The 11,661-nt window shown below is 54.3% G+C and carries 11 protein-coding genes and 1 pseudogene; 8 read left to right on the plus strand and 4 right to left on the minus strand.

What is annotated here, in order from left to right; translation table 11 throughout:
- Positions 1-286: 286 nt before the first annotated feature.
- Both Q7C33_RS19570 and Q7C33_RS19575 read left to right on the plus strand, forming a co-directional pair.
- Positions 287-697 carry an MbcA/ParS/Xre antitoxin family protein gene (locus Q7C33_RS19570; protein ID WP_198797068.1) on the plus strand — a complete coding sequence of 137 codons (411 nt, stop codon included), beginning with the start codon at positions 287-289 and terminating at the stop codon, positions 695-697.
- Entirely contained in the window at positions 697-1,374 is a 678-nt protein-coding gene (locus Q7C33_RS19575; RefSeq protein WP_030141507.1) for an RES family NAD+ phosphorylase, read from the plus strand. The genes Q7C33_RS19570 and Q7C33_RS19575 overlap by 1 nt, the downstream gene beginning before the upstream one ends.
- Before the next feature lie 82 nt (positions 1,375-1,456).
- Here Q7C33_RS19575 and Q7C33_RS19580 read toward each other — a convergent pair whose 3' ends face one another.
- Positions 1,457-3,064 carry a methyl-accepting chemotaxis protein gene (locus Q7C33_RS19580; RefSeq protein ID WP_407683972.1) on the minus strand — a complete coding sequence of 536 codons (1,608 nt, stop codon included), beginning with the start codon at positions 3,062-3,064 and terminating at the stop codon, positions 1,457-1,459.
- Between the two features lie 171 nt (positions 3,065-3,235).
- Positions 3,236-4,192: a LysR family transcriptional regulator gene (locus tag Q7C33_RS19585; RefSeq protein ID WP_198797096.1), complete on the minus strand. Its 957-nt coding sequence runs from the start codon at positions 4,190-4,192 to the stop codon at positions 3,236-3,238.
- Positions 4,193-4,289: 97 nt separating this feature from the next.
- On the opposite strand from Q7C33_RS19585, the gene Q7C33_RS19590 reads away from it, so the two are divergent.
- A complete protein-coding gene (locus tag Q7C33_RS19590; RefSeq protein ID WP_407683973.1) occupies positions 4,290-5,036 on the plus strand; it encodes an SDR family oxidoreductase in 747 nt (248 codons plus the stop codon).
- A gap of 110 nt (positions 5,037-5,146) precedes the next feature.
- Here Q7C33_RS19590 and Q7C33_RS19595 read toward each other — a convergent pair whose 3' ends face one another.
- Positions 5,147-5,425, minus strand: coding sequence for a DUF3077 domain-containing protein (locus tag Q7C33_RS19595; protein WP_334598653.1), 279 nt, complete (start codon positions 5,423-5,425; stop codon positions 5,147-5,149).
- 474 nt (positions 5,426-5,899) lie between these two features.
- Here Q7C33_RS19595 and Q7C33_RS19600 point away from each other — a divergent pair, with 474 nt between their 5' ends.
- The 5 genes and pseudogenes from Q7C33_RS19600 to Q7C33_RS19620 all read left to right on the plus strand — a co-directional run bounded on the left by Q7C33_RS19600 (position 5,900) and on the right by Q7C33_RS19620 (position 10,491).
- Positions 5,900-6,106, plus strand: a complete 207-nt coding sequence (locus Q7C33_RS19600) for a type II toxin-antitoxin system RelB/DinJ family antitoxin (protein WP_334598654.1) — start codon at positions 5,900-5,902, stop codon at positions 6,104-6,106.
- Positions 6,107-6,173: 67 nt separating this feature from the next.
- Positions 6,174-6,335: pseudogene (locus Q7C33_RS19605) on the plus strand (BRCT domain-containing protein); the annotation flags it as partial.
- A gap of 594 nt (positions 6,336-6,929) precedes the next feature.
- A complete protein-coding gene (locus Q7C33_RS19610; RefSeq protein ID WP_407683974.1) occupies positions 6,930-7,928 on the plus strand; it encodes a CBASS cGAMP-activated phospholipase in 999 nt (332 codons plus the stop codon).
- A 2-nt stretch (positions 7,929-7,930) separates the two neighbouring features.
- A complete protein-coding gene (locus tag Q7C33_RS19615; RefSeq protein WP_407683975.1) occupies positions 7,931-9,340 on the plus strand; it encodes a cyclic GMP-AMP synthase DncV-like nucleotidyltransferase in 1,410 nt (469 codons plus the stop codon).
- Positions 9,341-9,915: 575 nt separating this feature from the next.
- On the plus strand, positions 9,916-10,491 hold the full coding sequence (locus Q7C33_RS19620; RefSeq protein ID WP_407683976.1) for a hypothetical protein: 576 nt from the start codon (positions 9,916-9,918) through the stop codon (positions 10,489-10,491).
- 433 nt (positions 10,492-10,924) lie between these two features.
- On the opposite strand, the gene Q7C33_RS19625 is transcribed toward Q7C33_RS19620, so the two are convergent.
- The gene (locus tag Q7C33_RS19625; protein WP_407683977.1) at positions 10,925-11,629 is read right to left on the minus strand and encodes a hypothetical protein; all 705 of its coding nucleotides are present in this window, start codon (positions 11,627-11,629) and stop codon (positions 10,925-10,927) included.
- Between the last annotated feature and the right edge of the window lie 32 nt (positions 11,630-11,661).

The raw sequence follows: 11,661 nt of genomic DNA on the forward strand, positions 1-11,661 counted from the left end.
CACCCGGCCCGGGCCCGGCGGTGCGATGGTGGCTATCATCAAGCACCTTGCCACGGTTGTCGCGGTTTTGTAGCGAAAAGCGCCGGCAGCCGATAACTGGAGCTTATGTGGGATTTGAGGTTTTTGCTGGTTTGGCTTGCAGGTCGGTCTTTATCAAAACAATCACGTCGAGATGAATGAGCCGTTACTGGGGCTCTTGTTTGTCCGCTTGCGAATTAAAACTTAAACTTTATCCATATGTGTACTACTCTCTAGGCATCAGTCAGCAACAAGGGAGCCAAGACTCATGGCGATTTCCTCCGTCAGCCTCAACGCACAGCAACAATTGGATTCCCCGGATGCGGGACGAGTCGCGTTGAAATTTTTCTTCAATCTCATGGAGCTGTGGGGTTGCAGCGTCGAGCAGCAGCGTACGTTGTTGGGCAAAGTAGGCAACACGACCTTCTACAAGTACAAACAGCTGCCCGATAACGTAAGGCTGCCGCGAGACACCCTCGAGCGCATTTCCTATCTCATGGGAATACACAAGGCGTTGAGCATCATCTTCAGCAACAGCCGGGACCGTGCGTATCAGTGGATCAGCAGTCCTAACACCGCTGCGCCGTTCAATGGCCAGTCGGCATTGTCCTACATGCTGGCCGGCCGGGTGGTGGACATTGCCGATGTGCGGCGATACCTCGATGGAGTGCGCGGCTAATGACGCCACCTTTGGCGGACCCGCAATGGAAACGGGCCTATCGGATCGTCAACAGTAGTTTTCCGCCGATCACGTTGTTCGAAGATGTGCTCGATCCTGAAGACTTGCCCACGGCCTATGCCCTGGAAGCATTGACCAACGACCGGCTCATGGAAGAAGCCGGCGTGCTCTCCCGGGTGCGTCCCGAAGACCGCGTCTCCGGGCCGGGCTCCTCACCGGTGATGGCGGCATTTACCCACATTGGCAAAAGCAGCCGCTTCAGCGATGGCACCTTCGGCGTTTATTACGCCGCCAGCAGCCAAGAAGCCGCGATTGCCGAGACGTGTTATCACCAGGCCCGGTTCCTGGGGGCTACCAACGAACCGGATCTGGAATTGACGATGCGCACCTACGTCAACCAAGTGGTCAAACCCCTGCACGACATCCGTCACGATTACCCACATCTGTACAACCCCGACCCCGCCGCCTATGGCCCGTCGCAGGTGTTCGCCCGGGACCTGCGTGAAACCTTGTCATGGGGCCTGCTGTACAACAGCGTCCGCCTGCCCGGTCACGAATGTGTGGCCGCGTTCCGCCCGCCGGCGGTATCGATCCCGGTGCAGGGCAAGCATATTCGGTATGTCTGGAGCGCCCAGAAGCGGGAGATTTCGTTTGTGTTCGAGGTGAGCCAGGTTTGAGTGAGCCAGCAACCTGATTCACACCGGGTAACCCGTGGCGAGGGAGCTTGCTCCCGCTGGGCTGCGTAGCAGCCCCGATTGATCAAATCTTGAACTGCTGCACCGAAGCCTGCATCGAACCCGCCGCGTCGTTCAACTGATCCGCCGTTTGCGTCAGGTTATGAATCGAACGGGTGTTCTCCCTGGACTGCTCGGCAATCGACTCCACCCGCTGGGCCATCTCGTCACTGGCCTTGGATTGCTCGGCAATGGTCTGGGAAATCTCTTCCACCACCTCGGCGGCATGCCGGGCGCCGGTGCGGATTTCGCTGATGGACACCCCGGCCTGCTGGGCCAGGTTGACACCTTCGTCCACGCGGCTGACGCATGCCTGCATGTTCGCCACCGCGTCCCGGGCGCTGGACTGGATGCGCTCGATCATCGCAGTGATTTCCTGGGTGGACTGCGTCGTGCGCGCTGCCAGGTTGCGCACTTCGTCGGCCACTACCGCAAAACCACGGCCCGCCTCACCGGCGCGAGCGGCCTCGATGGCGGCGTTGAGGGCCAGCAAATTGGTTTGCTCGGCGATGCTCTTGATCACCTGGATGATGGAATGAATGTCCTCGGATGACGCGTCCAACGCCGTGATCTTGCTGGACGATTGGTTAACCACCTCGGCGATCCGGTTCATGCCTTCCACCACCCCGAGAATCACCTGGCCGCCGCTGCTCGCCAATTGTTCGGATTGCGCCGAAATCGTCCGCGCACTGTCGGCGTGCTGATGGATCTGGCTGATGTTCGCCATCATCTGCTCCATGCTCGCCGCCATGCTGGTCGCGCTCTGGGCCTGCTGGTCAGCGCTGGAAACGATCTGCCGCGCCGTATCACCCAGATTCCGCGACGTGCCGTGCAACTCGTCGCTCTGACCGCGAATGGTGGCGATCATCTGCCGCAGATTGGTCTGCATCTGCTCGATCACGCCTTGCAACTGACCCAGCTCATCCTTGCTTTGAGCCCCCATCGAGCGCTGTAGATCGCCTTGGGAAATCGCCTGGGTATTAACGATGATTTTGTTCAGTGGCGTGAGCACCGCCTTGAGCAGGCTCCATGACAACAACGCCAGGGCGACACAGGTCGCCAGCAAGGTCACGATCAGCCAGCGCTCCGAGGTCTGAATGCTGCTGTCCTGATGTTCGCGCGATGATTGCGCCTGGTTTTCGATCAGCTCGCTGACCGCCTCGTTGCGTTCTTCCAGTGCTGAAAACGCGCCATCGAACTCCGCCCGCAGTGCATGGGCATCCTGGGCGCCGCCCAGCGCCTGGTCGATGATCTGCTTGGCTTTACCGATGTAGGTCTCGACTTGCGGTTTGAGTTCGCCAATCGCCTTGGCGACATCCCCTGGCAACTTCGCCTCGGCATTCTCGGCGATGACCTTGCGCATCCGTTGCGTATGCTCATCGAACCCGTCCAACACTTCCTTCGCCCCCTGCGCATCCCCCGGCTTCACCAGCAGGGCGGCCAGCACATCGGCACGAATGGCGTCGTGCATCATGTCCGCCTCCATGTGCTTGCGCATGGCCGAAATACTGGTCTCGTTCTGCACCAGGGCCTCGGTCATGGAGTGATAGCCCCACAACCCGATTCCGCCTAGCAGCAGCGCAAAAGAAAGACTGACCAACCCCGAGCCTATGACTTTGGTGCGGATCTTCATCGCTAACTGCTCCTGGAGCGAGATGTCTGGGCAAGTGTAGTCGAGCGCCAGCAGAGCCTTGGGACGGCTCATACCTGAAGCTATCGGCGAGGCAAATGATTAGATGAGGCTGTGGCGAGGGAGCTTGCTCCCGCTGGGCTGCGAAGCAGTCCTTTTCCGCAAGCAAACATTCTAGAGTGGATTCAAAGAGCCCTTCGCGACGATCTCATCCCACGCGGTAGGAGTGGGAAACAGCTCGTTCAGGAAACTCACGAACGCCTTGACGTTCGGACTTCCGCGGCGGCTTTCCGGCCACAACGCCGTAATGGAGGAGCGATCAATGGCAAATTGTGGAAACAGCGGCGTCAGTTCACCCCGGGCAACATAGGGCGCCGCGACATAGGTCGGTGAAATTCCAATGCCGCCGCCAGCAGCGAGTACCGCAGCCACCGCATCGCTGGCGTCGATGACGATGGAGGCGTCGGGCGCGATCTCCACCGTGCGATCCCCCACGCTGAACGGCCAGCGCAGCGCTTGGCCCGAGCTCTGGTAGCGAAAATTCACGCAATCATGGTTGGCCAGGTCGCTCAGTTCCAGCGGCGTGCCGCGTTTGGCCAGATAGGCTGGCGAAGCAAAAGCGCAAATTCGATGCGGGCCCAGCGTGCGAGAGATAAGACGGGAATCGGCCAGGTTGCCCACGCGCACGGCCACGTCGATGCCCTGCTCGACGATGTCGGCAAACTGATCGCCCAAGCGCAGGTCGATGGCGAGCTTGGGGTAGCGCTCGCGAAACCTGGGGATCGCCGGCGCCAAAATGTTCAGCCCGATAGGCGGTGGCGCTGTCACTTTCAAGGTGCCGGAGGGTTCAGCGCGCGAGGCCACGGCGGCCTGCTCGATGTCTTCCACCTCCCGCAGAATCCGCAGCGCCCGTTCGTACAGGTCCCGGCCCTCGACGGTGAGAGTCAACGAGCGGGTGGTGCGGCTGAACAGACTCAACCCGAAATGCTGCTCCAGCCGTTGCACGCTCTTGCTGATGGCCGACGGCGACACCGACAGATCGCGAGCCGCAGCGGTATAGCTGCCCAAAGAGGCGGCGCGGGCAAAGGCAATAAGACCGGTCAGGCGGTCCAAACCTATTTGTTCCTTCATGGCATTAGTAAAGCGACTTGCGACCCAATTATCAACGTTGGCTCGAATCTTTAGTCTTTGCCCATCGACGCCATCCAGGCGTTCAAGGAGATAGACCATGAGCCATTCATTCGCCCAACCATTGCCTGCCCAACTGCAGGACCGCACCGTAGTGATATTCGGCGGCACCTCCGGCATCGGTCTTGCCGCCGCGATTCAAGCCAAGGCCGCCGGCGCATCCGTCATCGTGATCGGTTCCAACGCCGAGCGTGCCGAGCAAGCCGCCCTGGAACACGGCCTTGCCGGCTGGCGCGCCGCCGACGTCACCCAAAGCGAAGCCATCTACGCCGCCTTGGCGGACATCCCGCAGGTGGACCATCTGGTTCTGTTCGCCGGCACCTTCGTGGCGGGCAAAGTGCTGGATGCAGAAATCGACTACCTGCGCCGGGCGTTCGAAGAGCGCATGTGGGCCTCTATCCATGCGATCCGAGCGCTCGGGGATCGCTTGTCCAAGGAAGGCTCCATCACCTTTATATCAGGCTGCCTGGCCGACCGGCCCAATGCCCATGGCACCGCGATAATTGCTGCCGCTTCGGCCGCAATGGAAGCATTGGCCCGTGGCCTGGCCTTGGAACTGGCGCCCATCCGCGTCAACACGCTGTCTCCAGGCCCGATCGATACGCCTATCTTCAGCAAAGCCTTGGGTGACGGGCGCGATGCGTACGTTCGCGCATGGGAACAGGTGCTGCCGCTGCATCGCGTGGGCACTGCCGCTGAGGCAGGCGCGGCTACGGTTTTCCTGATGACGAACACGTTCATAAACGGCGCCACGCTGAACATCGATGGCGGTGCGCGGTTGGTCTGACTCAAACCCCGTGGCGAGGGAGCTTGCTCCCGCTGGGCTGTAAAGCAGCCCCTCTTTATCCGCTCAAGCCAATGCTGCCCCATCCAGCGAGCAGCATTGGCCCGCTACCCTTAAGCCGGATGACTCCCCGGCGCCTCCAGCACCTTCACCACGTCATCAATGACGGCCTTGCTCATATCCTGCAAATAATACGAAGCCCAGGCATACCGATCCGTGCCGCGAATCATCGCCGCTTCCTCGGCGAGGACCTTGGCAACGTGAAGCAGGTCGGAAGCGTGGGATAGGGCTTCGCCAATAGGGATGCCGCTGTTGACGCGGAATAGCGGGCGGTCGGAGTGGTAGGAGAAGGGGGTTAGGCCTGGGGTTTTGAGGTCCTTGGGATGGGTCATTGCGCACCTCCAATCGCCAACTGGCGGCGGGTGGCTGGCAACGTGATAAAGCGAGACTGCAGCAGATCCATGGCGTGCATCGATGAACTCCCATATCAGATATGAGCTGCCACGTTCGTTCTCAGGCGAATGGGTGGCAGCTGTGCGCAGGCTGAGAAACCGGAGATACAGGAACCCGGCAGACCCGAAGGTCTCCCACGCACAGCCGCCATTGCACGGAATGCGGACATAAAAAAACGCCGCAAAACGTGGTTCGGGCGCTGTAGCGCCTGCATCTTACTCGGGTTCTCAGGCCCGGTCGCTGAATTGGCAGCGACGGTTGGAGAGTAGCGGGCGATTGGGTAGGGTGCAATCGTGGCCTGATGCTGGCGGGGGAGGTTTAGGTGATTCTATGGATGGGCAATAGTTTGCGTTTTGGCCGATGTAGCCGACTATAGGGCGCGCGCGAAAACACGCGTTCGGAGGAGCGTTGCAATGGATGATGAATACAAGAAATTTCAGCGAGACGTGCTTACGGCTGCGCATCAGACGGGGGAGAGATCACGCCAGGTTGTGCCCAATCAGGATCAGCTATCTTCCAAGACCGCCATGATGATCGACGATGATTTGGCCTTGATTCATAAGGTTCGAGAGCGGCTTGCTGACCCACAACGAGTTAAAGTTTCAACGGATGATCTGTGACCCAAAGCCCGGTGACGGGTGGAAATGGCGTAGTCGGAAGGATATTCACCGCGATCAATCGCAGAAAAGCGAGAAGGTGCATTATCTGGTGGTCGGCAGCGTGGGTAATGAGCAGTGGCGCCACAGTACCTACGGAACGAAGATCATGAAGGCAGTGGAGCTGCGGGAAGCGGGTGCTTCGATTGCCATTGTGGGTGAGGATCACTGGCAGAGGATGTTGTTTGGTTGAGCTGGCCTGGGAAAGGCTGCCCGTTGTCTTGGACGAGAAGATTGTCGGTGGGTTGATGGCTTCATCGCGAGCAAGCTCGCTCCCACAGGTTTTTCAGGGGGGCGGAGGAAAATTGAGCACCCCATAAACAACAAAGCCCCCACATTTCTGCGAGGGCTTCGTTTTGTATGGTGCGGCACCAGGAGTCGAACTGAACGCTAACTAATTATGAAATAATATTTTTTCAGAATTGGTATCTGTTTCTACCCCTAAAACTACCTCAAAAATTTGAGAATATTTTTGGTGGATGTTGCCCTTAGGCCGATTTAAATAATAAATATGTCATGGTTTTTAATACTATTTAGTAATTTAACCGCGCGTTTTAATAGTTAAATGCGCTGGAGTTTGAATGCCTTTTCTCCCCATTAGATGAGCTAAGCTGTTCCAGCAATTCGAGAGTTACTCCATACGAAGATTTTTTTGGGTAACACCTGATGGTAAGGACTATTCAAGCTTCCGTAGTCAGTACTGAGCTCCGTTCAGAGATGAACGCTGCGGTAAATTACGACTGGTGGCATGGTGCAACTTGGACCTCTTGGCTCATAGGCATTACTCATGGAATGGACTGCAGAAGCACCTTTTCAGGCACTAGCGCTTACCGGTGGAGGCTACCGTGGTCTATTCACAGCACGTGTATTAGACGTGATGGAAAAAGAGGTAGGGCATCCGATTGCGAGGCGTTTTGACCTAGTTTGCGGCACCTCCATCGGAGGCATCATCGCTTTGGCTGCAGCTTTTGAGGTGCCCATGGCGAAAGTAGTTAAAGTGTTCATCGAACACGGCCCCTCCATTTTCCCTCTTTATAAAAAACCAAGTCATGCAGCAGCGAAAGCATGGGACTTATGGGTCCATAGGTCCAAGCCACGCTACAGAACCGAGCCGCTTCGGGCCGTCATAACAAAGCTCATCCCAGAAAATGCCTTAATCGGCGATGCACTACACCCATTGGCAATACCCGCGGTTAATGTTACTGAGGGCAAACCCCAAGTATTTAAAACCCGACACTTTCAAGAATGGAATCGCGACTGGAAGCTGAAGGCTGTGGAAGTGGCGCTGGCAACCGCAGCTGCACCTACATTTTTTGAACTGGCCAAAATTAGCGATAGCCTTTATGCCGATGGAGGACTTTTCGCGAATGCTCCAGATTTAGTCGCGCAGCATGAGGCAGAGCACTTTTTCAACGTACCTAAAGACGCCTTTCGGCTTTTAAGTATTGGTACTACAACTCAAAAGTATTCCATTTCTCACGCTGCCGGCCGCGAATTCGGAATACTTGATTGGATGTCTGAACAGCGACTGTTTAACGTCATTATTTCGTCCCAACAGCAGTTGGTCGACCAACTTGTCGCGCACCGATTAGGTAGCAATTACCTACGTATTGATCAGGTACCGTCGAATGAGCAAGCACAGGACTTGGGCCTAGATGTTACAACCGATGCTGCGAGAAGCACGCTTTTGGCTTTAGCTGAAAAGTCAGTTACAGACATTCTAGGGTCCAAGCTTCAGCCATACCTTAATCACCAACCGCAACTTCAATTATTGAAGGATTCCTGACAATGGGAAAAGCCGTACGCTTGTTCAATGGTGCCGCCGAGCAGACTCTTTATTCGCGTGTCACTCCAACAACGGAACAACGAGCGTTTCTGCAAGAACAGTGGAATGCGTTGGCAGAGTATTTGAAGGAGCGGCTTGCGGTGCAGGGCTACCCGGTTTCAACTTGGCTTCAAGGTTCCTACAAATATGGGACACTCATTAAGCCAGTTCATAAGGGAGAGGAGTACGATGTTGATGTCGGTGTATATTTTGCGTGGAACCCAGAAGAGGAAGATGGAGCGCCCACAGCTCAGGAATTGAGGAGTTGGGTGCAAAGCGTGTTATGTGAATATAAGAGCTCCTGCGTCGAGCTAACGGAGGTACTGGAACCTCCCAAGGAGCGATGCTCCCGTGCGGTCTATGTGAAGCAGTTTCATATTGATACGCCGACATATCGTCTCATTCCTTCGACGGATCAGCGTCGACTTGCTTGTCTCTCCGGTAGATGGGAAGACAGCGATCCTAAGCAGCTCTATAAATGGTTCAGGGATACCGTAGATCCCGACAGCCGCTCACAATTGCGACGTCTTGTTCGCTATCTAAAGGGATGGGCTGCTGTGGCGTTCGATGATGTGCCGGAGGCTCGCCCGTCTTCTATTTTCCTTACAGTGACCTCTGCTGAGGCATGTTGCGAGGTATGGGGGGAGCATATTCCAAGTATTGGCGATGATGATGTCCTTGTTGCGGTTGTTGACAGGATTTACAAGCGATTGGCACAAGATCGGAGCATTCCGAATCCAGTCGATAAAACCGAGGACCTTAATCGCATACCTATGGACGCTTGGGATGCATTCCTGCAAAGGCTGAGGGGGCTGAACGATTCGGCTCAGGCTGCAAACGCTGCTGAAGATGAATCCTCTGCGGTCCTCGCTTGGGAGCAGGCATTTTCGTTCTTGATGCCTCTGCCCGAAACAGATGAGCTTGAGGTAGTCGAGTCCGCCACTGAGAAGGCGCTGATGCAGGTCCCGGATATTGATATCGCGGTGTATGACCGTAAGGGAGGAGCCTTACTAACAACCTACCGCAATGAGGTACCTAACGTAGAACGGAACCGATGGCTGGTGTTTAGCATTGTTAATAAGCAAGCGGTTCCTGACTCTGCTGAGATTGGCTGGACCGTAAGGAATGATGGAGAAAAGGCTGATTACATCGGTGATTTGGGGCACTCGAAAAAGGGGCGCGGCATGTTCACTGTGGAGGAAAGCACTGCGTATCTTGGAAAACATTATATGGACTGTGTCGTTTTTTGTGACGGATCGGTTTTTGCTGTGCGAAGAGTGACAGTCTCCATCAATCCTGGTCAGCAAAAGCTAGCTGCGCAGGCTCCTCGCGCATGGGTTAAGCTGCGGACACGCCGAGGTAGGCGCGGTTAGGATCTATGGATTAGTTTTTTAACATATTTGCAAAAGCCTAGAGATCCTATTTCTCCTAGCTGATTTGGAAGCAATCGGCAAGCTGCGCGTCAGAGAGCCATGCTTGAGTCGTCCACCAAACTTGAATTTTTCTGCTGATGAGTAGCCCTGAAATCGTGACACGTCTAGCTGCGATGCTTCGTAAGGCACAATCTTGTACCACTTCTGCCTTCACCGGCCTTGGGGTCATTGTGTGGGATGGTGTGACGGAGTTACCTGTTTGTGCGTTGACTGACGAACAACCAACTCTTGCCAAGGGAACGTTGGCTTCCCACCTCGCTGCGCTTGGTGAGCAGGAATGCCCTGTGCACGACGGGTTTCATATTCTTACCGAAGACTTTGTGTTGGTAGCTTCTGGTATGTATTTTTCTCCTCCAATCGTCCCAGGAGTAAATTGGGATCGTACACGTCACTACGGGGGGCGGTATGCCGCTGCGTTGTTCGGATCCTACCTTCCAGGGGTACTGGCTACTGGTGTGTTAAGTGCCTCCTACGGGATGGCTATATTTCCCCATAAGAAGACGGGTAATTACTGAATGTTTTCCTTATTCTCTCCGATTAAAATCATTGCCGTTATTGCTGGGATCTACGCCACTATATGGGCGTTCGTCGTTTCTTGTTATGGAAACGCTGATCTCGCCCAGGTTTTTCGGACCGTAACTATTCTCGAGTTTCTGTTATTGGCTTTCACTGCATGGGGGTGGCGAAAAATCTGGAAGCTTGTTCCGGCACTCAATCGCTTGCTATTTCCGGACCTAAATGGTCAGTGGCTGGCAACTATCGACTGGAATATGGATGCCAAATCCGGGCAAGCAAAAGGAAAGGTTCACATTATTCAGGACTTTTTCAAAATTTCTCTTGAGGTTGTAACCGATAGTTCTGAGTCAAATACACAGGCAGTGATAGTTAAGCGCGATCCAGAATCCGGTCGACCGATTTTACATTATGTCTATACTGTTCGTCCAAAACAGATAAGTGTTGGGGCTGAACCGACTTACGATGGAGCTGCACTACTAAAAGTTAGTCACGATGACTATGAGCAGTTGCAAGGAAATTATTTTACCAGTCTCTCCACAAATGGATATTTTAGCTTTGTTCGTACTGCTCCGTGACTTTTTGAGTCAATGCATATAAGTGCAATGCAGCGAGAGTTTTATGTTTGATTTTGCATGGCATTATGCATAACTTTATTTTGTTTTCGTGTTTTCGTGTTTTCGTGTTTTCGTGTTTTCGTGTTTTCGTGTTTTCGTGTTTTCGTGTTTTCGTGTTTTCGTGTTTTCGTGTTTTCGTGTTTTCGTGTTTTCGTGTTTTCGTGTTTTCGTGTTTGCTTAAGGCCTACTAAATCTTAGCCATCTAGAGGGTCTAAGATATGTGTGGCAAAGACTAGATACTCTCTTCCTATTTTAATGCTTCTATTGTTTGAATTGTTTTTCAAGCGGTCTAGAGCTCAGCTGCAAACGATGGCGGTAACTAGGGCTAGAACTAGATCCGGAAAAAGTCAAGGGCGTTAGTCGCAATTAGATTCTCTGCTGCGCGAGCTGGGAATCAAGTTTTGACTCGTTTGAAAGTCAATGCGCCGGCCGTATTACTTGCTCTTCGCCAATTGCGAGACGTCCAGTAGGTGCCTTGGAGCATGAGCGAATCGTTTTCTCGGGTCAGGAGTAGATGAGCTGCCCCTATATGTGATGAGGTGTCATCTGCTTCTGGATTGAGTCGTGAAGATTGGAATATGTAGGCCAAACTATGAGGCTCGCCATTGACTGAAACCAAAGGCTTAACGGCTATGCTGTGAGATTGCGATTTCTTGTCCCTACTCGTGACGACCATGGTCACATCGATTTTTAGAATGTTCGCATTGATCGTGATACGAGCCGGAATTTTTAGCAATTTGATCGTCTCCACCTGCTCCGGATCGAATTGATCAAATTGCCTGTCAGTAGACCGCGCAGCTTCACGCAGTATTTCCTGAACCGTGACATTCGACTCCAGGTATCCCTCCCATTCTCCCGTAATGTTGGGAAACGAACTGGGCAGTATTCGATTCATGACGTTCCAGAAAAATCCAAATACGGGTTTGATGCTCCCGAGAGCCAAAAAGCCGCTAACAGTGTATGTACCGACCTTCATTGCTAGCAGCCCGATGCTAATTGCATCTCCAGGCATCTGAATCAGCATCACGATGCCGGTGAACAAAATGACCATCGTAACGATGGCAGCAAGAAGGTTTCTGATTCCAAAAACGGCGTACATGCGCGCATTCCTACTAAAATTGACCGCTGATG

The sequence above is a fragment of the Pseudomonas sp. BP11-1-1 genome (genome assembly GCF_052112105.1).
GTDB lineage: Bacteria > Pseudomonadota > Gammaproteobacteria > Pseudomonadales > Pseudomonadaceae > Aquipseudomonas > Aquipseudomonas alvandae.